The 25,592-nt window shown below is 32.7% G+C and carries 22 protein-coding genes; 4 read left to right on the plus strand and 18 right to left on the minus strand.

The genetic code is table 11. The features are described 5' to 3' along the window. Nucleotides 1–7: 7 nt before the first annotated feature. From AC4BBX_RS05915 to AC4BBX_RS05940, 6 genes are all read right to left on the minus strand, one after another. Nucleotides 8–1,261 (minus strand): DegT/DnrJ/EryC1/StrS family aminotransferase, encoded by a 1,254-nt coding sequence (locus AC4BBX_RS05915; protein ID WP_490455514.1) that lies wholly within the window; start codon nucleotides 1,259–1,261, stop codon nucleotides 8–10. Nucleotides 1,262–1,375: 114 nt separating this feature from the next. Continuing rightward, nucleotides 1,376–3,196 (minus strand): polysaccharide biosynthesis protein, encoded by a 1,821-nt coding sequence (locus tag AC4BBX_RS05920; protein ID WP_490455515.1) that lies wholly within the window; start codon nucleotides 3,194–3,196, stop codon nucleotides 1,376–1,378. A gap of 12 nt (nucleotides 3,197–3,208) precedes the next feature. Next, nucleotides 3,209–3,973: a tyrosine-protein phosphatase gene (locus tag AC4BBX_RS05925; protein ID WP_490455516.1), complete on the minus strand. Its 765-nt coding sequence runs from the start codon at nucleotides 3,971–3,973 to the stop codon at nucleotides 3,209–3,211. 16 nt (nucleotides 3,974–3,989) lie between these two features. Further along, entirely contained in the window at nucleotides 3,990–4,688 is a 699-nt protein-coding gene (locus AC4BBX_RS05930) for a CpsD/CapB family tyrosine-protein kinase (RefSeq protein ID WP_490455517.1), read from the minus strand. A 9-nt stretch (nucleotides 4,689–4,697) separates the two neighbouring features. Beyond that, nucleotides 4,698–5,483, minus strand: a complete 786-nt coding sequence (locus AC4BBX_RS05935) for a YveK family protein (protein WP_490455518.1) — start codon at nucleotides 5,481–5,483, stop codon at nucleotides 4,698–4,700. 33 nt (nucleotides 5,484–5,516) lie between these two features. Further along, a complete protein-coding gene (locus AC4BBX_RS05940) occupies nucleotides 5,517–6,221 on the minus strand; it encodes a cell division site-positioning protein MapZ family protein (RefSeq protein ID WP_490455519.1) in 705 nt (234 codons plus the stop codon). Between the two features lie 231 nt (nucleotides 6,222–6,452). On the opposite strand from AC4BBX_RS05940, the gene AC4BBX_RS05945 reads away from it, so the two are divergent. Both AC4BBX_RS05945 and galU read left to right on the plus strand, forming a co-directional pair. Next, on the plus strand, nucleotides 6,453–7,031 hold the full coding sequence (locus tag AC4BBX_RS05945) for a VanZ family protein (protein WP_490455520.1): 579 nt from the start codon (nucleotides 6,453–6,455) through the stop codon (nucleotides 7,029–7,031). A 70-nt stretch (nucleotides 7,032–7,101) separates the two neighbouring features. Continuing rightward, entirely contained in the window at nucleotides 7,102–7,974 is an 873-nt protein-coding gene (gene galU, locus AC4BBX_RS05950) for a UTP--glucose-1-phosphate uridylyltransferase GalU (RefSeq protein WP_490455521.1), read from the plus strand. A 144-nt stretch (nucleotides 7,975–8,118) separates the two neighbouring features. Here galU and AC4BBX_RS05955 read toward each other — a convergent pair whose 3' ends face one another. From AC4BBX_RS05955 to AC4BBX_RS06010, 12 genes are all read right to left on the minus strand, one after another. Then, nucleotides 8,119–9,498, minus strand: coding sequence for a Coenzyme F420 hydrogenase/dehydrogenase, beta subunit C-terminal domain (locus AC4BBX_RS05955; RefSeq protein WP_490455522.1), 1,380 nt, complete (start codon nucleotides 9,496–9,498; stop codon nucleotides 8,119–8,121). Between the two features lie 27 nt (nucleotides 9,499–9,525). After that, nucleotides 9,526–11,040 (minus strand): lipopolysaccharide biosynthesis protein, encoded by a 1,515-nt coding sequence (locus tag AC4BBX_RS05960; protein ID WP_490455523.1) that lies wholly within the window; start codon nucleotides 11,038–11,040, stop codon nucleotides 9,526–9,528. An 18-nt stretch (nucleotides 11,041–11,058) separates the two neighbouring features. Beyond that, the gene (locus AC4BBX_RS05965) at nucleotides 11,059–12,189 is read right to left on the minus strand and encodes a polysaccharide pyruvyl transferase family protein (protein ID WP_490455524.1); all 1,131 of its coding nucleotides are present in this window, start codon (nucleotides 12,187–12,189) and stop codon (nucleotides 11,059–11,061) included. Continuing rightward, entirely contained in the window at nucleotides 12,173–13,174 is a 1,002-nt protein-coding gene (locus AC4BBX_RS05970) for a glycosyltransferase family 2 protein (RefSeq protein ID WP_490455525.1), read from the minus strand. The genes AC4BBX_RS05965 and AC4BBX_RS05970 overlap by 17 nt, the downstream gene beginning before the upstream one ends. Nucleotides 13,175–13,176: 2 nt before the next feature. Beyond that, a complete protein-coding gene (locus AC4BBX_RS05975) occupies nucleotides 13,177–14,364 on the minus strand; it encodes a hypothetical protein (protein ID WP_490455526.1) in 1,188 nt (395 codons plus the stop codon). A gap of 31 nt (nucleotides 14,365–14,395) precedes the next feature. Further along, nucleotides 14,396–15,499: a UDP-galactopyranose mutase gene (gene glf / locus AC4BBX_RS05980; RefSeq protein WP_490455771.1), complete on the minus strand. Its 1,104-nt coding sequence runs from the start codon at nucleotides 15,497–15,499 to the stop codon at nucleotides 14,396–14,398. Then, nucleotides 15,496–16,446: a glycosyltransferase family 8 protein gene (locus AC4BBX_RS05985; protein ID WP_490455527.1), complete on the minus strand. Its 951-nt coding sequence runs from the start codon at nucleotides 16,444–16,446 to the stop codon at nucleotides 15,496–15,498. The genes glf and AC4BBX_RS05985 overlap by 4 nt, the downstream gene beginning before the upstream one ends. A gap of 19 nt (nucleotides 16,447–16,465) precedes the next feature. Further along, nucleotides 16,466–17,548: a glycosyltransferase gene (locus AC4BBX_RS05990; RefSeq protein WP_490455528.1), complete on the minus strand. Its 1,083-nt coding sequence runs from the start codon at nucleotides 17,546–17,548 to the stop codon at nucleotides 16,466–16,468. Nucleotides 17,549–17,554: 6 nt separating this feature from the next. Further along, a complete protein-coding gene (locus tag AC4BBX_RS05995) occupies nucleotides 17,555–18,313 on the minus strand; it encodes a DUF4422 domain-containing protein (RefSeq protein ID WP_490455529.1) in 759 nt (252 codons plus the stop codon). Between the two features lie 2 nt (nucleotides 18,314–18,315). After that, complete coding sequence (locus tag AC4BBX_RS06000; protein ID WP_490455530.1) at nucleotides 18,316–18,978, minus strand: sugar transferase; 663 nt, start codon at nucleotides 18,976–18,978, stop codon at nucleotides 18,316–18,318. Nucleotides 18,979–19,085: 107 nt separating this feature from the next. After that, nucleotides 19,086–20,090: an LCP family glycopolymer transferase gene (locus AC4BBX_RS06005; protein ID WP_490455772.1), complete on the minus strand. Its 1,005-nt coding sequence runs from the start codon at nucleotides 20,088–20,090 to the stop codon at nucleotides 19,086–19,088. Between the two features lie 237 nt (nucleotides 20,091–20,327). After that, nucleotides 20,328–21,521 (minus strand): 3D domain-containing protein, encoded by a 1,194-nt coding sequence (locus tag AC4BBX_RS06010; protein WP_490455531.1) that lies wholly within the window; start codon nucleotides 21,519–21,521, stop codon nucleotides 20,328–20,330. A 348-nt stretch (nucleotides 21,522–21,869) separates the two neighbouring features. Between AC4BBX_RS06010 and AC4BBX_RS06015 the strand changes: the two genes are divergently transcribed. Continuing rightward, a complete protein-coding gene (locus AC4BBX_RS06015; protein WP_490455532.1) occupies nucleotides 21,870–23,585 on the plus strand; it encodes an ABC transporter ATP-binding protein in 1,716 nt (571 codons plus the stop codon). Beyond that, nucleotides 23,585–25,336, plus strand: a complete 1,752-nt coding sequence (locus AC4BBX_RS06020; protein WP_490455533.1) for an ABC transporter ATP-binding protein — start codon at nucleotides 23,585–23,587, stop codon at nucleotides 25,334–25,336. The genes AC4BBX_RS06015 and AC4BBX_RS06020 overlap by 1 nt, the downstream gene beginning before the upstream one ends. The last annotated feature ends 256 nt before the right edge of the window (nucleotides 25,337–25,592 follow it).

The raw sequence follows: 25,592 nt of genomic DNA on the forward strand, positions 1-25,592 counted from the left end.
CACCATTTTATTCAAAACATTTTTTTATGATTTCAATAACCATATCTTGTTGTTCGACAGTCATTTTATTATCACTTGGTAAACACAACCCTCTATCGAATATATCCATTCCGATATCCAAAGGAAAGTTATCCACACCACTTGTTCCACCACTTAAATATGCATTAGTCTTCGCTCTTCCATCACCTTCACGGTTAATAAATGAGTTCATTCTAAATATAGGTTGCATATGCATTGGTTTCCAAATCGGGCGTCCCTCTATATTGTACTTCAGTAACTCAGCTAATATTTCCTCAGGGCAACTTTTACCTGTTTCCGAAATATATAACGAATCATGTTCAGATCTAACTTGATTAGCCATATATTTCGAGTCTATAATCATACAGGATAACCAATAATTGGGTTCTGAATTATCACCATCGTATGGATTCATTTTAATTGGCAGATCTTTCATACCTTCTTTGTATCGATTATAAATAGCTTTCTTTTGTTGAATATGTTCATCCAAATGTGGTATTTGACCTCTAACAACCCCAGCAATTAAATTACTCATTCTATAATTATAACCAATTTCTTCATGTTGATACCACGAAGCATTCTCACGGGATTGTGTGGACCATTTTTTAACTTTATTTGCTGCATTTTCATCATCAGTTAAAAACATACCTCCTGAAGATCCAGTAATAATTTTATTCCCATTAAAAGAAATTGCATTGAATTCACCAAATGTTCCTGTTTGCTTTCCTTTATATGAAGCTCCTAACGATTCCGCAGCATCTTCAATAATTATTGCATTATTTTTTTTACAAATATTTCGTAATTCATCAATTTTTGCAGGAACACCATATAAGTGTGCTACTATTACCACTCTTACTTCTGGATATATTTCAAAAGCTTTTTCTAAAGCGATCGGGTCCATATTCCATGTATCGTACTCCGTATCAATAAAAACTGGAATTCCACCTTCGTAGACAATCGGATTTACTGTAGCACTAAAAGTCAAATCTGAACAAAATACCATTTCACCTGTTTTAATTTCGGCAAGTTTAACAGCAAGATGAATTGCTGAAGTGCCCGATGAAAGAGCTACACCATGCTTAACACCAGTTTTTTGACAAATTAATTTTTCAACTTCAGTAATATTCTTACCTACTGTCGACATCCAATTTGTATCATAAGCTTCTTTAATATATTTAAATTCCTCTCCATGCATTGTTGGAGAGCTAAGATATAACTTATTTTCTAATTTTCTTAAATCCATATTTTTCTCCTCTTTCACTTAAGATTAAATATAAGGTACAAAAAATCACAGCAGATTATTCTTCATTTTTCGACTATTTTCCAGAGAAATAGTATAAAATATTCAAACATTCGTTTACTTATTAGATCTATTTGCAAATTCAACAATTTCTCTAGCCAAGAAACTCTCATTATCAGGTAAATTATTTACGAATTCCATAATTATATCTAATGAATAACCTTTAATATTCCCTATAAAAATCTTATCATGAACTTGTTCCTCACTACGTTCTTTCTCTAATAGTAACTCTTCATAAAGTTTTTCACCTGGTCTAATCCCTGTTTCAATAATTTGAATATCATCTTCAGAGTAGCCACTTAAACGAATCATATTTTTTGCTAAATCTACAATCCGAACAGGTTCACCCATATCAAGAACAAAAATTTCTCCACCATTGGCTAGAGCACCCGCTTGAATAACTAAACGACTTGCTTCAGGAATTGTCATAAAGAAACGAGTCATTCTAAAATCCGTAACAGTAACTGGTCCACCTTTAGCAATTTGATCTCTAAAGACAGGAATGACACTTCCTCGTGAACCTAAGACGTTTCCAAATCTGACAGCAGAAAAATTAGTACAATTTTCTTCATTTAATGCTGTGACAATCATTTCTGCTATACGTTTCGTTGCGCCCATAACGTTTGGTGGATTATTTGCCTTGTCTGTCGAAACCATTACGAAATGTCCGACATTACTAGCTTTGGCTGCTTCAGCGACATTTTTTGTTCCATAAACATTATTCTTAATTGCCTCTCTAGGGTTGTATTCCATTAAAGGAACATGTTTATGGGCTGCCGCATGATACACAATATCTGGTCGGTATTCTGCCATAATTTCAAATATTCTGCTTCGATCTTGAATATCTGCAATAATTGGAATTATCTCAGTTGCATGTTCTCTATACTTTTCAACTAATTCGCGATTGATTAAATAAATCGAGTTTTCTCCATGTCCCAGTAGCAGTAGTCTCTTAGGATTAAACTTCATTATCTGACGACAGATTTCAGAGCCAATAGAACCTCCTGCTCCTGTAACTAGAATCGTTTTATTCGTTATTTGGTCTTGAATTGCTTCAATATCTAATTTAACTTCATCTCTACCTAACAAATCAACCACATCAATTTGTTTTAACTTTTCAACACTCAATCTACCTGAAGCTAACTCCTCTAACGAAGGCATACTCGTTACCTTGACTTCAATATCTTCTAATAAGCTGAATATTTCACGTAAACGTTTATTAGGTAAAGAAGGAATAGCTATGGTTACCATGTCAATATTATGTGTTTTAATTATATCTGGTAAATCTTGAATTGTTCCCAAAACTTTAACATTAGACAGGTAAATATTTTTTTTATTAGGATCATCATCTACAAAACCTATGACTTGGATTTCTCCATTATTTTTGATGGAATTAAAGGAGTTTAAAATAATTCTTCCTCCTGCTCCCGCTCCAATCAGAATAGTTCTTTTAGCTTCTCTATCTTTAGGTGCTGTATGTTTAATCTTCTGTTCAATTAACAATCTCCACGCTAATCGACTCAAAATAATTAAAAAGCTGGACAGAATATACACGAAAAATACTAACCGTTTACTAAAATGGCCTGTGATGAGTAAAATCATAAGGATACTAGTGATTGCTGTCATTGTAGTTGCTGTTAAAATGGCGATAATTTCATTTAAATTTGTATAGCGATTAATCCGAGTGAATACTTTGAATAGTACACCGAATATAATATATAATCCTAATTCGATTCCCACCAAAACAAACATATAGGAACGATTAATAAAGAGAAATGGATTGATAAACAAATACGCTAGGATACAAGATACAACAATCATCGAAATATCAGTGACTAGTATGATTCCTATTTTCTTTTTTCTTGTTAATTCAAACATTCTGAACATCCCCTAAAACAAACCAAATTTTTTCTTTTTCATTTCTATATAACTCGGATAACTAACTGGATCTCCATTAATCATATCTCTCGTCACTTGTTTCATTAAAGAAGTTTTTTCTGTACCAAATTCTTTTTCAATCAGTTCATACGCTTCTTTTAAATAAAAAGTACGTTTTTTAACTCCATGGGCATCAGAAGCAATCATTTGCACATAATTATGTTTAACCATTTCTTTAGCTGTTTTTTGAATCGCTTTACCAAATACACCAACGATGCTAGGAGCTGTTAGTTGAGCTAAACAATCCATATCCAAAAAAGTTGTCAATAAACTAGGATTTTCTCTGAATTTGGCATTTCTTTCTGGATGAGCAATTACAGGAATCTTGCCCATACTCCTTAGCTCAAACAAAACTTTTTCAGTGTATGCTGGAATGTCCATTGTTGGTAGTTCAATTAAAATATATGTATCATCTAAATCAGTAAATAGAATTTGATCCTGTTTTATCTCTGTTATCAATTCACCGGTTATTCTGACTTCTTGTCCTTCTAAAAGAGTCAAAGCTAGATTTCTTTGATCTAGTTCTTCTTGTAATTGAGAAACCGAATGAATCACAGATTCTTTCGGATTCTCATAGCGACCATTGTTATGATGAGGCGTACATAAGATATGAGTGATTCCTTGACTAATTGCTTTTTCTACCATATCTATACTTTCTTGTAAGGTTTCAGGACCATCATCAAGCCCTGGGAGAATATGACAATGTAAATCAATCATTTATAGACACCCCTTTTTAATTAGAGTAATAGTAATATCCACTATCTTTACTTTGCTCAGCACCGTTGTAAACTACACCTAAAACCTTCGCTTTAACCATTTGTAATAAGTCCTTCGCTTTGGTTACAGCTTCTTTTTTGGTGACATTTTCTCGAACAACCAGTAAAGTTCCATCGGCTTTTGAAGCCATGATTTGTGCATCGGTTACCGCAACTACTGGTGGCATATCAAAAATAATGATATCAAAAAACTTACGGGCTTCCTCAATCACCTTATCCATTCTTGCTGACCCTAATAATTCAGATGGATTCGGTGGTTTTGGACCACTCGTTAAAACTGAAAGATTCGTAATGGTTGTTTCTTGAGCTGCACTTTCAATGCTTAAGCCAGTACTTAAGACAGAGCTTAGTCCCGTTGCGTTTCCTAATTGGAATGTTTGATAGACGGTTGGTTTTCTCATATCTGCATCCACTAATAAGACACGTTGACCTGAAGTTGCAAAAACAACCGCTAAATTAGCAGAAGTTGTCGATTTCCCTTCTCCTGGACCAGATGAAGTAACAACAAATGTTTGCATACGATTATCTACAGATGACGCAAATTGAATATTAGTACGAATTGTTCGATACTGCTCAGATATAGGTGACGAAGGATTAACCAAAGTAATCAAACTTACTGGATGTGTTTTATTGTCTTTCTGTTCTCTTTTAGCCATAATATCCTCCTAAACCTTACTCCGGCTTCGTCTTGATACTACCGGTCTTTCTTCCTTTTTAGTCTTTACTTGTTTTGGTAACTTTTGTGTGGTTGCACTAATTTCTTTTGGTGTCATTTGCGGAACAGTCCCCAAAACGATATAGTCTAAATTATCCGCTACAAAACGACTGTCCTTGACTGTTCGATCCAATAATTGCATTAGAAATGCTAATCCTACACCAACCATTGTTCCTAAAACTAGCCCAATCGCTAGATTCAATTTATTATTCGGTGAAATTGGTCTAGCACTTGGTGTTGCTTCTGATACAATCGTTACTTGATCAACGTTGGTTAAAATTGTTTTCACTGTCTCTTGAAATACTTGTGCTGCTGTATTTGCAATATGAGCAGCATCTGTACCATTATCACTTGTCGCCGAGATAGAAAACATTTGTGAGTTTTGAGACTGTGTTACATTTAAGATACTTTTTATTTCTGAAGGGGTTAAGTCAATGCTATAGTTCTCCTCCAAGCGTTCGTTAACCGCCAATGCTAAAGCATCACCTTCTTTGATAATGTCTTTATAAGTGTTCAGCATTTGTAAATTATAATTAATATCACTTACATTGCCCGGAGTTCCATCTCCACTCGGTAAGGCAACAATTAACTGTGCACGAGCACTATATTGAGGGGTTATCACAAAGAATGTGATCGCTCCAGCAATTCCTAAACCAACAAACATACTAATTAAAATTGTCGTGATATGATTTCTCAAAATATCAAATATTTCTTTTAAACTAATCGTTTCTTCCATTTTTTCTCCACTTTCCATTAAAATTTTCTGTTATTAATTAGATACTTGATTAGCTAACTCCAATAACTCTGCTCTCATTTCTTCGTTACGGACATACGAGATATCATTCACAGCGCTTTGATAGTTGTCGTAGCTAACCTCTGATGATCCATTTGCATATTGCTCGATAGTTTCTCTTAGGCTTTCTATTAACAATATTTGCTCACGTCCATGTCCCACAAATTCTAATACAGAATCTTTCCATTCACCATCTGGAAGATTCTCTATGCGATTTTCTATATCTGTAAAATCAGATTCTTCCACACCTGTTCTGATAGGCTGCCTTTCTTCCTTATCTTGCCAATCATTTTTCGGTTGCTCATAAAGAGCATTTGCCTCTTCTTGGATAGTGATTTTGGTAGCTAAATTGTTAAAGCTTTCTGAAAGAGTCGTTTGTTCTTCTTCTAGCTCTGCTCCGACATTCATCTCATCAATTTCAGTGGCTATTTGATGGACTTCTTCATAAGTCGTTCCTTCTACAATAAATTGCTCATTACCATCTGTGTAGAATTCTTCTAGCGCATCTTTTAGCTCTTCTAATCTCGGTTGCATATCTTGTACAGATACTTCTTCAGTACTCATTATAGTTTGTTGCTCTTGTTGACTTTGTCTACTACGTTGAAAGCCAACAACGCAAACACCTATAGACACTACTGCAATAATTATAACTCCTACTCCTTTTAAAAAGGGGGTCTTCATTTGTTCTCTAACACTCCTTGCTTAATAGTCAAAATTTAACTTATAATAAGTCGTATTCTAATATTACCTTAAAATAGCATTTTTTGGAATACAATTCCACTAATTTACCAAAGGAATCAAGCTATTTTTGAGATTTACCTAATTTGTTATATTTTTTCTTCTATTTATCAAAAAATATTTTTAAAAGGATATTTTTGATATAATTAATCAACTATATTTGGAGGTGTTCTTATGTTTCGTTTTATTCGATTGATAGTAGCTTTATTTGTTTCAGTTATTCTTAGTGTAGGTATTATTCAATTTATCGCCTACCCAGTTTTATTAAACTATCCACGATTTGAAAGTGTTATTGAGCGTTTCGCCTACACAAAAGAAACGTTGATTCTATTTTTATTTCTTAGTTTATGGTTGTTTTATCTTCAACTAGAGTTTAGATATTTCTCGGCCGTTTATCTCTACTTGTTTTATAGCGTCTATATGTTTCTTCTTTTCGTCGTTTTATTTACTAAAGCAGAAGAATATCGTTCCTTTGATTCTAATTTGTGGGGATTTTTAGTCCGTGATAAAGAGATTTTATTGCAAGCAATTTTAAACGTTTTATACTTTATTCCACTAGGTGCACTTTTTTCTATAAAAGCCAACTGGATTGAATTTCCAATTGTCAGTCTTTTAATTATTTTAGGTATTGAGACGATTCAATATGTATTTTATGTAGGAACTTTTTCTTATAGTGATATTATGTTGAATTTTATTGGTTGTAGTATCGGATATTTGACTGCACTAGGGTTAAAGAAATACGTTTTAGATTAAAGCTATCATAGATATTTAGCTATATTTATAGTAATATTAGTTGGTATAAAACTTTTATGGAGGGTTACATATGTCTAAAGTAAGAAAAGCTGTCATACCGGCAGCTGGATTAGGAACACGTTTTTTACCGGCAACAAAAGCAATCGCAAAGGAGATGTTGCCGATTGTAGATAAACCAAGTATCCAATTTATCGTAGAAGAAGCCATTGCATCTGGGATTGAAGATATCTTAGTGATTACTGGTAAGGCTAAACGTCCAATTGAAGATCACTTCGATTCAAATTTTGAGTTAGAATACAATTTGGAAAAATCTGGCAAACATGAACTGTTGGCATTGGTTGAAGAGACCACTGGTATTCGTCTACACTTTATCCGTCAAAAAAGACCAAAAGGCTTAGGTGATGCAGTACTTCAAGCAAAAGCCTTCGTTGGAGACGAACCATTTGTTGTGATGTTAGGCGATGATATCATGGTGGATGAAGTACCATTGACTAAACAATTAATCAATGACTACGAAGCGACAAAAGCATCTACATTAGCAGTAATGCCTATTCCGCATGAAGATACATCTAAATATGGTGTGATTGATCCAATTTCAGAAGTTTCTAAAGGTTTATATGATGTAAAAGCATTTGTAGAAAAACCAAAACCAGAAGTTGCACCAAGTGATTTAGCTATCATTGGTCGTTATCTACTGACACCAGAAATATTTGGTATTTTAGAAAATCAAAAACCTGGTTTAGGTGGAGAAGTTCAATTAACAGATGCAATTGACACTCTTAATAAAACACAAAGAGTTTTCGCCCATGAATTTGTTGGCAAACGTTATGATGTAGGTAATAAACTTGGAATGTTAGAAGCCAATATTGAATATGGGTTGAAGCATCCTGAAATTAAAGATGGATTGAAAGAATATTTGAAAGAGTTAGTTGAAACATTGTAATCAAAAGAAGTCACATGAATTTCTCTGTTCGCAGAAATTCATGTGACTTCTTTAATGTCTCTATAATATATGGGTCTGATGAATCAGAAATGTGTAAGTTTATAAATAAATAGTTGAGCAATTTTTTTCTTCAGAGAAAACGTATCATTTGAAAAACAATTTTTTTATTTTCTTATTTAAACCTATAAATTTATAAACTACTTTATAGGACAACGTAATAGGTTTCATTTTTTTAAAAAAGTAGTCTATATCATCTCTTTTAACAGCTTCTACATAATAGACTGGAGCTTTTTTTGCAATTATCTCTCGCAAATCTTGAACTCTTTTTCTATAAAATGAGTAATTTTTACTTGCTTCGATACGTGTTTTAGGTTTCCATTCTTTCTTTGAATTCTTTTTATATAGTCTATATCCTAATTCTTCTGAGGTATGTGTAAAATGTGACGATTGAGAACGAATCATCATTTCTTCATTTAAGATATCAAGTTTAATCATATCATTTTTTATCCCTTTATTAATTATATCTTGAATTACAGGATTTCTAACTATTAATATATTATTTCCTTTATTATCCGTAGTGTACTCTGGTAACCAAGCATCTCCCAGTGTAACATCTGCTGCTTCATTCATTACATCGTCAGTAAAGTCAGATGCACGAATCTTAAATAACCCTTGTCCCCAATCAGAACCAAATAGATCCTTCATTTCTTTAACAATGGTTACTTCTTGTCCCTCTATTTCTCCAGTAACTTCTATTGCATATGAACTAGCTAAACCATGATCTAATTTTTTTCTGAAATCTATTTTTTTTAATTTCCCAGGTTTAATACCACATTGCCATGCTAAAAAGTCACCAAAAAAAGTGGACTTTTGATGTCCGCAAACTAATCCTAATATAAACACAATTCTCTCATTTATTACAGGATCAATTTTTGACAACAATCGTATACTCATGACAAAACTAGGTAATCCGATAACTGCATATCTACCCGGATTTTTTTTTACTAATTGAAGAACTTCAGAGAGCTCAACAGGATAATACTTTGTTTTTGCTCCGTTTTCAATTTCTTTAATACTTTTTGAAATACTATATTCAAATAATTTTGAGCTATCTTTTGATTCAGTAACATGAATTATCCCATCAACCAATTTTTTTTCGAAAAGTTCCTTTAGTAGCCATGTTCCAAATCCACCTGAACTGGCGTTAGCTCGATAGTCACCTTCCACAACATATCCTGCATAAAGATTTAGATAATATCCTAGTTGGGAATTAAATTTCATTTCTGGAATTTTAGAGAATAACTCCTTAGAAATCAAATCTACATTATTTGTATCAAGAATGTTTTTTAATTCTAATATTTTTTCACTTTCTTCTTTCGAAAATTGTGAGTATTCTTTAGTAGAATAATATTCATATTCACCGTACTTATTTAATCTTATTTTTAAGTTTTCATTTAATACTGGCCAGACACCTGTTCCAAAATTATATTCTCTATCGGAAATCCCTCTTAATAAATCTTCCAAATAAATCACTCATTCCTTTGTTTAAATTTACTTAAATTTATTGAACATTTTTCCTAAAAATACTTTCTTTTCATAATTATTTGCAGAAAAAAGTATATAAACTATTACATATAATAATACATAAATAAAACCAAAGATTACAAATGATTTTATAGAGTTAATTACAATATATTTTTGAATAAACATCAAAAGTGATGTCACTAAAATAAACGGATATGTAACACTAATTGTATTTTTCCAATAGCTTCCCATCTTAAGACCTATCTTATTATGATAATACCAATTCATCAATAAACCATTCGCTAAAAGAATAGAAACTATATATCCGATTGTAGCCCCTATGATTCCAAAATAATTAATTCCCAACACAGTAATTAATATATTAATTACTGCAAATAAGCTATAAACTATCGATCTAAATATATGCTTATTCATAGCACGCTGAATTTCAATACCAATATTCTGAGACAAAGGAATAATGGAAGGCATTACCATTAGAATGACTAGCATATATGCATCAATATTCTCACTTCCAACCCATATGCTTATAAAGTATTGACCGATTACAATAAACCCTCCCAAAATAAAAAGAAGAATTGTCATTTGTATTCTTCCTACTCTAGTCATAAGATTGGTTAAAATATTACTAGTATCTTCTTTTTCGCTGCTAACAATTTCATTAACCTGTGGTACAAAAATTCCAGATAGAGACGTAGAAAGCATGAAGAACATATTTTTAATTTGAATTGATATCGCGAACGTAGCTACAGATTTTGCGCCCATCATTATTCCTAAAATAAAATTAGGCATATTATTGTTAACTAAATCCACAACTTGGTTTAAAAAAATAAAGAACGAAAAAGCACTCAATTGTTTAAGTAAATTAAATGGAAGTTCTTTAAATTCGAATTTCATATTTAATTTTTTAGTACAATATCGTATGTTTAGTATAAGAAAAATTAATGTAACTGCAGTTTGAGTTATACCTATTGATAGCACTCCTGCACCTAATAAAATCATAGGAATAGAGATTACAGGTACTAAGAAAGTTTGTAATATCTGTCTTACTTGTTGAAAAACAAATTTTTCGTTGACTAATATATTTGAATCAAATACAGAAGAAGGAAATGTTAATGCTATATTTATTATCATTATGATCATCAAAAATCTAGTTAAATTTATTTCTCTAGTTGACAGACTTTCGCTAAAAATACCATTAATATTATTAACTAATGCTCCACCAATAATTAGGGCTATAACTCCCATTGAAATAAAAAGCAATAAATACATACCATTTAGTTTCTTTATATCTTTTTTTTGTCCTTTAGACTTAAAATCGAAATAAAACTTAATATAAGCGCTCGAAAATCCCATAGACAACAATGACAAATTCATTATGACCGAATTTGTCATTTGAAATAGACCATAATCTCCTTGACCAATAAACCTTAATAGGAACGGGGTATAAATAAAATTTATTAGGTTTTTACTTATAATATTAAAGTATGACAATATTGCGCCAATTCTTCTTTCAGAATTCATAAGATTTTTCTATCCTTTTCATTTGTTGTTTATAGCCATAAGCGAATTTCTTAAGTATTTAAGTGATTCAGACTTTCTTATTTCAACTAATTTATTCACTTTTTCATAGTTTATACTATTAAATACTACTTCTGAGTCTCTATGCCATCTGTTCTTCAAATCAAAATCCCCTAGTAAAGTGTCTATTCTTGAATTCATTGTAGGTAACTCAGTATTTCTATCGAAAACTTCAAATTCTTTTTCAAAAATAATTGAAAAGACGCATGCATGGAACGAATCAGTAAAGACAGCTTGAGCTTGCGAAAATAAATTAACAAATCCAGATGGATCTTCACACCATAATTCTCTATCAGTTCTATCTGCTAAATTTTTTATTAGACAATTATTTTTTTTAGCATATTCTTCTATATAAAGCTTAGTTTTTTCTGAAGGTTTATCTAAAAAGTATGTTAAAACAAACTTTTTATCAATCTTTAAATTATCTGTGGTGATTTCTAACCAATCTTCTTTACTTAACAATAATGTTGGATCCAAAACAACATCAACATCTTTATTAGTAAGTCTTTTTATTATGTCTTTGCCAGCTTCTTCTCTGACTGAAATGTAATCCAAACTATTCAATCCTTGTTTAAATAGTTCTTGAAAATCTTGATTTACTTCTGAAACTCCAAATGAAGCAGCGTAAGATATTTTAGGCTTATCAGTATATGAAACAAAATCATATGTTGAAAAACGATTAAAGTTATAGTTCCAAACTTGGTCACTTCCAATTACAAATAAATCATATTGATTAAAAAAAGAAAAATCTTTAGTATTTTGATCTATTGAATACTCAGTTTCAACAATATATTTTTTGGTGAAATTCAAGAAGTTCTCTTCTCTTTTTGAATTCAAAAAATTTTCTTCCTGACTTTCTTTTCTTGAACTAGCCGAAAATTTATTCAATATTTTCTTGTAAACTTTTTCAGTTAAAGTCCCCTCAGAAATTGCATTTTGGAATTTTTTCAAAAAACTTAGCTCTTGTTTATAATAGTTTTTAACTGTCACAATTTCATGACCTTCTTTTTTCAAAACCTCTTGGAGAGCATAGTTCTGCAACCTATTACCATAATTGTCATAATCCACGATTGTACTAATTGCTATTTTCATTATTTACTCCTTTAAATCTCGTATATATATAATTGTATAATAATGGGGAAAATCTACTTACTAAAACTTTAAATTTTGTTAATAAACTCTTAATTCTATAGTCTTTGTCAAAGATATAATTGAATATAGCTGGGTCTATTTCATTTTTTAATTTTTTTCTATCACTTTTAGACCAACCAAAACTATATGACAACTGATAATAATGCGCTCCACTTTTTGCAATCTCAGAATTTATAATCTTTTGTTCATACTGATAATTATTAGATAATAAAAGTAAGCTTTTTTTCATTGCATCAATATAAGTCAATCGAACTAAAAACTTTCTTTTTGTAGTTATCTTACTTGTAGCACTATCTTGATGATTAAAATAGAAATAGTCTGAAGTGTCCATTACATACCCACATTCAATTTTTGATATGTAACTTAATGCAAATAATAAATCTTCTGCAAAAAATATTGATTCATCAAAAAAAATCTCATTTTCAATTAGGATCGATTTCAAAAAAACTTTATTCCAAGGAAAACCTGAGACAGCTTCGTCTGTAAATAACAATCTAATTATTTCATCTCGCTGAATAACACCTGTTTTCGATGGTAACATTGTTTTTTCATGTTCTCCAAATGTGCTGTAACCAGTAACTAATAAATCAAATTTATTACTCTGATCATTAAAGTTCTCCAAGTATGTTGGTAGCACATAATCATCGCTATCGATAAATAAAATGTATTTACCGTTCGCCTTCTTAATTCCTGTATTTCTTGCTACTGAGACTCCTGAATTATTTTGATTGATCAATTTAATTCTTTTATCTTTTATAACAAACCCTTTAATAATATCATTAGTTGAATCTTTAGATCCGTCATCAACAACTAAAACTTCAAAATTTTTAAATGTTTGACTAAGTATCGAGGTTAAACATTTAGCTATATAGAGTTCTCCATTATAAACAGGAACAATTATTGAGAACAAACAATTATCAATCATAATTACAAAATCTTCCTTTTAGAAATATTTTTTATTCTGCTATAAATTTCTTTAAAAGAGTTTGCCCCTGCCATACAAAATATCGAAAACTCTGCTCGTAACAACGTATTTTCAAAAAAACCATATATAAGGAAAGCTAGTAACAATATCATCAAATACTTGTTACGATCTTTAATAAAACTTGCTTGTAAGGTTGTGAAATAACTAATATACAGTGCTAGCATAATTACTCCATAAACAATCATAAGTGATAAGTAAGCATTATCTAGAAATTCTAGACTGATGTCATTTGATTGAGATATATTTTTATCCAATTCAGGAATAACTCTTCCCCACAAAGAAAACCCGTAATTATTAAATAAATTTGAAAAATAATACATCCTTCCTGATGTAAGGTTGTTCAAACTACTTGAAATAAAACGGGAGTACGTTCCAAATCTAGCAACTAAAAATGAAACTACACTCATCAAAATAGGAGATAATAGAATAACAGTAGAAACTATTTTATTTGAGAATACGTTGAAATATTTATTTACTATTAACAAAAAGAAAATAATTATCAATGTATATGTTGCTGTTCTGGAACCTGTAACATAAAACATTAGCAATCCCGAAATGGCACTAAATGCTATATGCTTATAGTTTAAAAATTTACTTTTAATTAATAAATACTCTAATATCATTACAAACACATAAGTAGCTAAAGTATTAGGATGACCCATCCCTAATGCATATCTTGTTGACTCGCCTCTCCACATGCTAACATCATTTGTTATTCCAAGCAGAAATAATGCAATGACTATGACTAAATAAAAACTTCTTACACGGAAATCCTTTTTTATAAATTCAAAAAAGTCTAAATGCTGACTAGCCAATACAAAAAGAAAAAAAATCATAAACATAATTTCTTTTGTATAAAAGAAATTAACCACCGTCAATGCAAATAGAAAAAAACTGACAATCCTACGTTTTAAAGATTTATCTAGAAAAATTATCAAAGAAATTAAAAGCAATGCTACCAGTGCTTTTGAACCTTTACTAAATAAAGATATCATTCCGATTCTATTCAATCCCGTACTATCCAAACATATTACCAAAAATAAAAAAAAGAAATAGATAGAAGAAATTATTTCTCCTTTTTTTTTGTCCATATGCTCAAGAGTAACAAAGTCTACACCATATCTCTTCATATTTGGTAACCTCCAATGACTTATATTAGAATTACAAGTTTTGTTGAACTGCTTTCAAGGCTTCATGAATAATCATATGCATATCAAGATATCTATACATACCTAATCTTCCACCGAAAATAACTTTTTTATTTTCTCTAGATAATGCTTGGTATTCCCTAAATATTTGGCTATTACTATTATCATTGACAGGATAATAAGGTTCTTCTCCTTTAGACCACTCAGAAGGATATTCATAGGTTATCACTGTTTTTTCCTGGGTTCCAAATTCAAAATGTTTATGCTCAATAATTCTAGTGTACTTATTTTCTGAATCAGTGTAATTAACTACAGCAACACCTTGATGATTCTCTTTATCTAATATTTCAGTTTCAAATTTTAAGGATCTATACTCTAATTCTCCATATTTATATTCGTAATATTGGTCGATCATCCCTGTATAAACTATTTTATCAAATTCCTTTTCATACATTTCTTTTTTTTTAAAAAAATCTGTTTCTAATTCAACCTCAATATTAGGATGATCAAGCATCTTTTCAACAATTTGAGTATACCCCCCAATTGGGATTCCTTGATAAGTATCATTAAAATAGTTATTATCGAATATAAACCTTACTGGTAATCTTTTAATTATAAATGGTGGGAGTTCTGTACAAGGTCTTCCCCATTGTTTTTCAGTATAACTTTTAATCAATTTTTCATAGATATCCGTTCCTACTAAAGAGATAGCTTGTTCTTCTAAATTGGTTGGTTTTTTACCATTTAAAACAGCTTTTTGTTCATTAATTATTCTCTGAGCTTCTTCAGGCGTTTCAACTCCCCAAAGCTTATTAAAAGTGTTCATGTTAAAAGGTAAATTATATAGCTCACCTTTATAATTCGCTATCGGTGAATTAGTGAAGCGATTAAACTCAGCAAAATTATTTACATAATCCCAAACCTCTTTATTGGATGTATGAAAAATATGTGCACCATACTTATGGACATTGATTCCTTCTATTTCCTCCGTGTAAATATTACCTGCGATATGATTTCTTTTTTCTATAACTTTTATTGTATGTCCTAATTTTGAGGCTTCATGGGCAAAAACAGCTCCGTAAAGACCTGCTCCAACAACTAATATTTTCAATTTTATTTAGCTCCCTTATATTTGAGTTTGTCCTTGATTTTTACTAATTTAGTATAAACTGAAAATGGTAAAACTTTTTGTAGAAGACCAATTAATTTTACAGAGGTATCAACTTTAGAGCCAACCTCTGTATCTTCCAGTCCACTTCCTTTAATATTAGAAAAATACAAAGATTTATATGGATGATTTGACTTTGATTGCCAAGGTCGCCCAAATACTCCCTCAGTAAAATGAACAATAATGGGATTATTAACAGCATCCTGAAATTGTGGTTCATTGTAAAAATTTTGAAGACTGTAGTGCTGGATAATTTCTTTCCAGTTCAAACTGAGCATCCCTGTAGTTATATTATAATGAGGTTTCAATGTCAGTATTTCGCCTTTACATACGGCGTTAATAACACCTTGATCATTGTGTGGTACACTCCCCTTAAATGATATAATAAAATCGGAAAATTGTTTTGAAATATTTTCTTTACGCCATTTTTTCAAGTTAATCAATAGCAGACCTGAATTATAGTATAAGGCATCCATTGGTAGTCCAATTTGACTTCGGAAATACGGTTTCACCATATCCAGTACTGCTGCTAGATAAAACTCAGAAATATCTTTGTTCCATAAATCATCTATATTATCGTTAAAAGCAGTATCACAATCTACATAAAGTACCTTATCAAGTTCTTCGGGTAAATTTTCTAAATACAATCTAGCAAATGCACTCTCGGGGAAGCCTTCAACTTCAGGCATCCCTTTTGTTAGTACGCTGTATTCAATCCAAGTACATTTAGAATTGTTAGTTTTAATAAGTGTATCTATTTTTTCTTTATTAGTTTCATTTATATTGTTATAAATGATGCTAATACTATGATTTTCACCATTATGCCTAAAAAAAGAATTTAATGAAGCATATAATGGTACACAATAATTATTATCCGTTGAAAAAACTAAGTTCATTTCCTACCTCCAAAACATTTCAATTCAATACTTTACGATATACTTCAAGAAGTCTTTGCCCACTATTTTCAAACTTATAATCTTCAGCTTTCTCTGTCAAATTAACATTTATTCTGGTGCTTACTGTATGTATATTTTGAAGAATTAATCTCGCCCAGTCATCAGGATTATCCTTTAAGCTTAATAAATATAAGTTTTCAGAAATTGATACACTGTTTGAAACTACATCGCTGGAAAATGTTGGTAATCCACTGATTTGTGCCTCAATTAAAACTAAACCTAACGCTTCGTGAATAGATGTCAGCAAAAAAGCATCTGCTGCTGAATAATATTCTGATGGATAATCTACATTATCCAAAAGAATTATATTGTTCTCTAAATGCAATTCTTTTATCTTTTGTTTAATAAGTTTTGATTCTGATCCATTACCAATTATTAATAATTTTGATGATGGCGAAAGAGAATACAACTCTTTAAAAACATCTATTTCAAAAAGGTAATTTTTTTGTGGCTCAATTCTTCCAATCGATAAAAATAACTTCTCATTTTCTATATTCAATTGATTTCTAATTGATTCTCTTAATTTCTCATCGAACTTAAATTCACCAAATTTAACCGGATTCTTTAATTCAATGAAATTTCTATAAAATACTAACTTCGCCACTCTATCACTTACAGCAATTCTTTCGTTAGAAAAAATATTGAAGAACGGCTTCATTAGGGAATGAATTATTGGATGATCTGTGTTGTCCTGATGCGCATGTACAATAACTTTATTTTTATATCTCTTTAATATAGTTAAGTCCATGAAGGAGAGTGCATTGTTGCAGTGCATATGAATAAGATCAAAATCATTATTTTTCATTACTTTTTTTAGATTTTTAAAATAAAGACGAGTATCTTTTTTTCTGTCTGCTACTGCAATTAATTTCAAATTTTGTTTATTAGCTTTCAGCAGGTATTTTTCATCTGCCTCTCCACTATATATCAAAGTTACATCAAACTCACTAGAAGACAGAAGATACTCTATACTATTGAAAATAACTTCTGAAACGCCATTTTTTTTTAACTCTACTGTTGTTAACAAAGCAATTTTTTTCACTAATTATCATCCCTTGAGTTTATTAAAAACAAATTTTGTTCCTTTTTTAATCCAACTCTGCTTCTCCATAAACCTAACAGGCAACTCACTATAATTAATACTATTAGAAGCAATCCATACGTCTAACAAGCGTTCACTAATGAACCCAAATATTCTAGATTGATACGCATCATACGAAGAAATATCTACACGATTTTCTAATTCAAACAAAATAGTAAATAGCCACTCAGCATAGGCATCAAATTTTTCTTTTTTCATTATCATCATATTAAAACGATGTGATTTAGTTTCTTTCATTACTGAATCAAAAAAAGGAATATCATTTGGAAATCTATCTTCAATTATTTGCCTTGTTTCCAATAAATCATCATAGTTATGATTATGTTTATAATGTGATGCTGTAGTTTCTATATAATAATTTCTTTTTCTCGGTAAAATCACATCATTTTCCTTCAATAAGGTGCTGATAGTTTCTAGCGATGCAATTTCTTTAGTGCCATTAGACTCAACGAAAAGTCTTCTATAGTGTACTAATCCAATATAATCTGCATTCAAATTTTTCCACGCCCAATATAGAGCTGTCAGTTCACAGTAATTAGGATTTTTTTCTGAGATATTAATTCCTGTGTCATCTTTAAAGCAATTAGAAAAAGATATATTCTCTTTATTATTCCCTACCAAGGTTGGAATATAGAGAGTATCATTTTCTGGCATAGGTGCCTCTTTATGTGTTACAACCATAATCTTGATATTCTGTTCAGACAATTTCAATAAGCTCCTTCTTTTTTTACAACTTTTACGAAAGTTTTAGCTATTATTTTAATATCAAAAACTATGCTTGTATTGTGTGCATACTCAATTTCTAAATATACTCTTTCTGGGTATCCAATATTACTTCTTCCTGAAGTTTGCCATATACCTGTAATACCAGGCTTCATACTAAGAAATTCTTGTTCTTTATTTAATTTTTTATATTCTTCCAATTCAACTTCCACAATTGGCCTTGGGCCTACTATACTCATGTCACCTTTTAAAACATTTAAAAATTGAGGAATCTCATCTATACTTAATTTTCTAATAATTCTACCTAATTTAGTAATTCTAGGATCTTCATTCTGTTCTAATTTATATCCGTTTTGAACATATTTTTCATATAATACAACATCTGATTTTAAAATTATGTCGGCATCTCTTTTCATAGACCGAAATTTATAAATATCAAACATTTCTCCATTTTTCCCGATTCTTTTCTGCTTAAACATTATTTGTCCTTTGTTTCCCCCAAAACTATAAGGTATTGCAAGAATTAATGTTGCTAAAGCAACTATTGGTAGTCCTAATACCCCTGCAAAAACATCTAAGGCTCGCTTATAAGATAAATATCTCTTCTCCTTATAAATAACTGATCTTTCACTTTTTTCGTACTCCAAAAAAGTCTCCTCCTTATACGATTATCAATACACTATGTAAAGAAATCAACAAAAAAAAATATTCTATCAAGCGGTATTTTTTACCGCTTGATAGCTATTCAGTTTTCTTAATTACTTAGATTTAATTCTGATCTCAAAGCTTGTTGTACTGAACTCAATTCTCCATCACTAACAATTTGATAGGATACACCGTTAATCATCGTGCCTTCACCTTGCATCTGAAGCTGACCGAAGCTACCAAAAGCACTTCTATATTTCAAACCAATATCTTGCATATCGGCAAAGGTCAAGTCTGTTTGCATGTTACCTTCTACAGTATTTAAGATATTTTGGTATTGAGTTACTCCATCTAAACTTAAAGCTTTTTTCGCTACACCTTCAACAACTAATCGCTGGCGTAATTGACGACCGTAATCTCCACGTGGATCTTCATAACGCATTCTAGAAAAGGCCAGTGCCTGAGCACCATCCAAATTAATTTGACCAAATGGGAAATAATTACCTTCATAGTTAAATTCCAAATCATTATTTACACTAATTCCACCCACAGCATCAACTAACTCTTTTACACCAGCCATATTAATCGATACATAATGATCGATTGGAATTTGCAAGAAATTTTCTACGGTATCCATTGACATCGCTGCACCACCAAAAGCATAAGCATGGTTGATTTTATCGGTAGTTCCATAACCAACAATATCCACATAACTATCACGAGGGATACTTACTAAGGTTGTTTTATTGGTTTCCGGATTGACTGTTGCTACCATCAAAGTATCAGAACGGCCTTGATCGACACGACCTAAGTCACCTGTATCAATCCCCATTAATAGGACACTGAAAGGTTCTTTTTTATCTAGATCGACTTCTTTTTCACGAGCGTGCTCAGTTCTTTGACGTTGCTCAACAACAGGTGTGTAGGTTTCTTTAACTGAACCAGAAACATCAAAATAGACTTTTGCTGCAAACGCGGCAGCGGCACCAATTAGGACTAAGATAATAATAAATAGGGTTAAAAAAATACGTATGGCTAAGGATTTCTTTTTCTTAGGGCGTTTGCCTTTACTTTGCTTTCCTTTAGAATTGTTATTTTGATTTCTTCTGGACATTCTTGACTCTTCCATGTTCATTCTCCTTTGGAAACAACATTTTTGATATTCGTATTTATTTTTTCTAAAAACAATATTTGATATTTAAACAAAAAACTCATTCTAATTATACTTGTTGTACTGGGGAAATGAAAGAAATTTCTTCACAAAACCCTCAATGTAAGCGTTTCTTTGCAAATTCTTTCTCATTTTACAGCAAAACAATCATCCTTTTTGACAAAGAATGATTGTTACTGACTAACTTAATATAGTTACTTTTACATTGAATTTTCGGCCCCACACTTTACATTCAGCAACAGAATTAAAATGAACATCAAGAATGTTACCTTTAATTGCTCCGCCAGTATCGGCTGCTAGAGCTATACCGTATCCTTCTACTTCAACCAGTGTTCCTAGTGGAATGACGCTTGGATCAACGGCAACGACGTTAGGATTTTGTCGTAAATCTACACCCATCGCTGTATAGAAGCTTGCTCCAGCTTCTGTATAAGAATACGCAGTTGATTCCATATACATTACCTTGCCACTACTTCCTTGATTGTCACTAGGTGGCGTAGGCGTCGTGGTTGGTGGTGGTGTCGGATTACTTGGTGTCGTTGTTGTCCCGCCACCGTTGCTACTACCGCTGTTGTTATTTGGAGTATTGTTTGAATTATTGGTTGGTTGACTTTCTGATGCTTGGTTATTTGCATTCGCCTGTGCTTGGGCTTCTGCTTCGGCAGCCGCTCTTGCTCGTTCAGCAGCTTCTGCTTCTTCGGCTGCACGTTTAGCGCGTTCCTCTTCGGCTTGTAGTCGTTGTTCTTCGACAGCTTTACTTTCAGCTACTGCTAACAAAGCGCTTTGGTTATTTGCTAGTTCTGATTGTAGTGCTGCGATTCGACTGTCTAGCTCGTCCGCTTCACTGACTAAAACTTCTTCGGTTGCTTGTAATTTTTCTTGGGTTTCTTTCATTGTTTCTTCTAAGCTGATTAATTTTTCGTTCTCAGCTTCTAAACCAGCCACTTCTTCATTGGCTGCCGATTGAATCATGGTAATGGCATACAAGGTATTCACAAAGTCTTGGATGCTGGCTGAGTCTAACAAAACCGCCAGTTTGTTTTCATTGCTTCGATTTAATTGCAATGATTTTAAACGTTCAGCCATTAGTTCTTTACGCGCTTCTAAAGTTTTTTCAGTCGCTTGTAAATCTTCTTGCGTTTTTTCAAGAGAAATTTCGTTAACTCTGATCTCTTCTTTTAAATCCGCAACTTCTTGGTATTTTTGGTTAATATCTTCTAAAGCTAACTGAACATCTGCACTAATCACTTTACTTTGTTCAAAGAGTGCATTCTCTTGTTCTTCTAACGATTTAATTGTATCCGCACTGGCTGCAATCGGACTTGCAACTAGTAACGTTAATAAACAAGATACCCACAGTTTTTTCGCTCTCAATCGAAAACACACCTTCCCTAATTTGAGTTTAACTTTGTTTATTATACAAGAATCGAAAAGGTGATTTATTTCAGTTTATTTACATATTGTTACATTTTGGTTCGAAGTGGGGATTTGTACCTTAAATAGCGGGTGATTTTTTGTCAAAGTGGTGATAAGTCGCTTTTGAGAGTCGCTTCCCTTTTGTAATATTTTCGTAACATTCGGGTGTTTTATCGTGATTTTGGGTATGTATGTCTCCATTTTAATAACTTTCCATCATTAGTTGTTTACGTTACAATGTTATTATCAGACTTTTCAGGAATTTTTCTGTTCGTAGTCAAATAATTTTATTTATTGGAGGAGCTTATGTTTGGATTATTACGATACGCAAAAAAATATCGCAAACAGATGATTTTAGGACCTGTTTTCAAATTTTTGGAAGCTGTCTTTGAACTTATTTTACCTTTATTAATGGCAGTCTTAGTGGATGAAGGGATTCAAAAAAATAATTGGTCCACCGTCTTATCAATGACTTTTTGGATGGTGGTGATGTCTGTTGTGGGACTGGCTTGTGCGATGATTTGCCAGTACTATGCTTCTTTTGCTTCTCAAGGATTTGGGACGGAATTACGTAACCAATTAATGAAAAAAATCAATCAACTTTCCCATCAAGAGTTAAATCGATTTGGGACAGATACTTTGATTACCAGAACAACCAATGACATTAATCAGATGCAATTAGCTTTAGCGATGTTAATTCGTTTAGTGGTTCGAGCACCTTTCTTAAGTGTCGGTGCGGTCATTATGTCCTTTTATATTGATTGGCAAATTGGCTTGATTTTTTTATTGGTTTTACCGTTGTTTTGTATCGTATTATTTTTTATCATCGGAAAATCAGTCCCATTATATAGAAGCGTTCAAAATCAATTGGACCATGTCAATGAATTGGTGTCGCAAAATTTGAGCGGGGTTCGTGTAATTCGTGCTTTTGCTCGTCGTAAAACTGAAATTCGTCGTTTTGATGATTCCACAGATGAGTTATCTAAGGTTTATTTGCGAGTAACCAATCTTTCGGCATTATTAACACCTGCGACAACTTTGATTATGAATATCGGTGTGATTGCAATTTTTTACATTGGCGGTTTTAAAGTGAATGTTGGCAATTTGCAACAAGGACAAATTTTGGCATTAGTAAATTACATGAATCAAATGTTGTTGGCATTGATTGTTGTTTCTAACTTGGTAATTATTTTTACCCGTGCCACGGCTTCTGCTGGACGAATTAACGAAGTCTTAGATGTGGAACCCGTGATTACCCAAACTTCTGGGGTAACTACTTCGGCTGAAGCGGTTGGTGGCATTCAATTTGAAAACGTAGATTTCCGTTTTGCGCCTGAATTTGGTTTGGCTTTGGAAGACATTAACTTCTCTATTCCAAGTAATGCAACGATCGGGATTACTGGAGCTACTGGTAGTGGGAAATCTGCTTTGACTCAGCTGATTCCACGATTTTATGATGTGGATCAAGGGAAGGTCAAAGTGGAAGGCATTGATGTTCGTGAGTGGGAGTTAAATACTTTGCGAAAAAAAGTGGCGATGGTTCCCCAAACGGCGGTGCTTTTTACAGGAACGATTCGTGAAAACTTACGTTGGGGTAAAAAAGATGCCACCGATGAAGAATGTTGGGAAGCTTTGGAAATTGCTCAATCACGTGATTTTGTGGAAGCTTTACCAGAAGGTTTGGACACACCGATTTTTGAAGGTGGAAAAAACTTTTCCGGTGGACAAAAACAACGACTAACTATTGCCCGTGCGTTGATTGCTAAACCAAGTATTTTAATTTTAGATGATTCTCTAAGTGCTTTGGATTATCAAACGGATTTAAATCTGCGAAAGTCATTAAAACGTTTGTCGGGTACAGTGATTATTATTTCTCAACGGATTCGTTCGATTCAAGATTCTCAACAAATATTTGTGATGGCTTCTGGTAAACTAGCCGCCAAAGGAACCCACGCGGAATTACTAGCAAGCTCCAAAGAATACCAAGAAATTGTCGCATCGCAAGAGGAGGGCATTGAATAATGAATAAAAAATCTTTTGATTTAACCAGTCTTAAACGCTTCTTCCCTTACTTGCTGAAGTATAAAAAAGAAAATTTTGCTGCCGTGATTTTAGGAATTGCAGCCGGTCTGACTTCTGTCTATATGACTTATTTAATTGGACAAGGGGTGGATCAATTAATTGGTGCCGATCAAGTCCGATTTACTGAATTGTATCGAATTTTAGCTTTGTTTATTGGTATCGTCTTGGTAACAGTTATTAGTCAGTGGTTGATTCAACGCTTAGGAAATCGCGTGGCTTATCTAGCCGTCGCTGATTTGCGCAAAGATGCCTATGAACATTTGAATCAATTGCCTCTGCGTTATTACGATCAAAACTCTCACGGGAATATTGTCAGTCGTTTTACCAATGATATGGATAACGTCTCAGTTGCCGTATCCGCGATTTTTAACCAATTATTTTCAGGTGTTTCAGTCGTCTTATTGGCATTAATTATGATGTTGCAAATGAGTGTTGTTTTAACGATTGTTGTTTTGGTTTCCACACCGATTATTTTCCTAGTTAGTTGGCTGGTGGCAAATGCTTCTCAGAATGACTTCCGTCAGCAACAAGAAATTGTCGGCGAAGTTTCTGGTTTTATTACTGAGATGGTCGGCAATCAAAAAATCGTCAAAGCTTTCCAACAAGAAGAAGTTAACCAAGCCCGTTTTGAAAAAATCAATCAAGAACTTTACGTCCGAGGACAAAAAGCCCAGTTTTCTTCTTCTTTAACCAATCCATTGTCACGTTTTGTCGATCACTTAGCCTATGTAGCGGTTGGTTTTGCGGGAGCTTACTTGATTTTTTCTGGTAGTGAATTGGTAACAATCGGTGTCGTTTCAAGTTTTACCATTTACTCTACCCAATTTTCGAAACCCTTTATCGAAATCTCAGGAATCACCACACAAATCCAAACAGCTTTAGCCGGTTTGACACGGACCTTTGATTTAATCGATCAAGAATCAGAATCTTCGGATGCTGATAGTTTGGAATTAACAGAAATTGTCGGTGAAGTTCGTTTTGAAAATGTCGACTTCTCTTATGTACCTGATCGCTCTTTGATTGAAGACTTTAACTTTGTGGCAGCCCCAGGAGAGTCCATTGCGATTGTCGGAAAAACTGGTGCTGGTAAATCAACTTTAGTTAACTTACTGATGCGCTTTTACGATGTTAACCGAGGAACGATCAGCATTGACGGTGTGGATATTCGTAAACTAAAACGAGATAATTTGCGCCAACAATTCGGTATGGTTCTACAAGATACTTGGTTGTTTGACGCTTCCTTGCGAGAAAACTTAACTTACGGCAATGCCGATGCCAGTGACGAAGAAATTTATACCGCTTTGAAAAAAGCCTACATGTATGAGTACGTCATGCGCTTGCCTCATAAGTTAGACACCCAAATTGGTCAGCAAGGAATTAAGATTTCCGATGGCCAACGCCAATTATTAACCATCGCTCGAACCATGATTAGTAACCCATCCATGCTGATTTTGGATGAAGCAACCAGCTCTGTTGATACCCTGACGGAAAAAAATATTCAATCTGCTTTCCTTGAAATGATGAAAGGTCGTACTAGCTTTGTCATCGCCCATCGTTTATCAACGATTCAGTCCGCTGACAAAATTTTAGTGATGGAAGCTGGACACATCATCGAACAAGGAACCCACGAAGAACTCCTCACTCAAAAAGGAGCGTATTACCAATTGCACCACGCACAGTTTGAGGAATAAAGGAATTTGATTAGAGGACCCGCTCAATTTGAGTGGGTTCTTTTTTGTTGGAGGGGGGGTTGGGTTTGGGTGGGAGGTTCTGCGATTTTTGGTGGAGTTTCGAAGAACAGGCGGGTGTATTCTTTCGTTTTGGGCGGAGTTTCGAAGAACGGGCGGGTGTATTCTTTCGTTTTGAGCGCAATTTCGAAGAAGGATCATCTACCTCCCCTTGCCTTTCCCAAAAAGAAAAAACTTGACCAACAACCTTCACTCTATC

Source organism: Enterococcus sp. AMC1157 (genome assembly GCF_058216555.1).

Excerpts from the sequence above, each read along its gene's own strand:
- AC4BBX_RS06015 (WP_490455532.1), top strand. The coding sequence starts at position 21,870 with ATGTTTGGATTATTACGATACGCAAAAAAATATCGCAAACAGATGATT.
- AC4BBX_RS05925 (WP_490455516.1), bottom strand. The coding sequence starts at position 3,973 with ATGATTGATTTACATTGTCATATTCTCCCAGGGCTTGATGATGGTCCT.
- AC4BBX_RS05920 (WP_490455515.1), bottom strand. The coding sequence starts at position 3,196 with ATGTTTGAATTAACAAGAAAAAAGAAAATAGGAATCATACTAGTCACT.
- AC4BBX_RS05975 (WP_490455526.1), bottom strand. The coding sequence starts at position 14,364 with ATGAAGAGATATGGTGTAGACTTTGTTACTCTTGAGCATATGGACAAA.
- AC4BBX_RS05940 (WP_490455519.1), bottom strand. The coding sequence starts at position 6,221 with ATGAAGACCCCCTTTTTAAAAGGAGTAGGAGTTATAATTATTGCAGTA.
- AC4BBX_RS05930 (WP_490455517.1), bottom strand. The coding sequence starts at position 4,688 with ATGGCTAAAAGAGAACAGAAAGACAATAAAACACATCCAGTAAGTTTG.
- AC4BBX_RS05965 (WP_490455524.1), bottom strand. The coding sequence starts at position 12,189 with ATGAAAATAGCAATTAGTACAATCGTGGATTATGACAATTATGGTAAT.
- AC4BBX_RS05945 (WP_490455520.1), top strand. The coding sequence starts at position 6,453 with ATGTTTCGTTTTATTCGATTGATAGTAGCTTTATTTGTTTCAGTTATT.
- AC4BBX_RS05915 (WP_490455514.1), bottom strand. The coding sequence starts at position 1,261 with ATGGATTTAAGAAAATTAGAAAATAAGTTATATCTTAGCTCTCCAACA.
- AC4BBX_RS05935 (WP_490455518.1), bottom strand. The coding sequence starts at position 5,483 with ATGGAAGAAACGATTAGTTTAAAAGAAATATTTGATATTTTGAGAAAT.
- AC4BBX_RS05985 (WP_490455527.1), bottom strand. The coding sequence starts at position 16,446 with ATGAACTTAGTTTTTTCAACGGATAATAATTATTGTGTACCATTATAT.
- AC4BBX_RS06005 (WP_490455772.1), bottom strand. The coding sequence starts at position 20,090 with ATGTCCAGAAGAAATCAAAATAACAATTCTAAAGGAAAGCAAAGTAAA.
- galU (WP_490455521.1), top strand. The coding sequence starts at position 7,102 with ATGTCTAAAGTAAGAAAAGCTGTCATACCGGCAGCTGGATTAGGAACA.
- AC4BBX_RS05970 (WP_490455525.1), bottom strand. The coding sequence starts at position 13,174 with ATGATTGATAATTGTTTGTTCTCAATAATTGTTCCTGTTTATAATGGA.
- AC4BBX_RS05960 (WP_490455523.1), bottom strand. The coding sequence starts at position 11,040 with ATGAATTCTGAAAGAAGAATTGGCGCAATATTGTCATACTTTAATATT.
- AC4BBX_RS06020 (WP_490455533.1), top strand. The coding sequence starts at position 23,585 with ATGAATAAAAAATCTTTTGATTTAACCAGTCTTAAACGCTTCTTCCCT.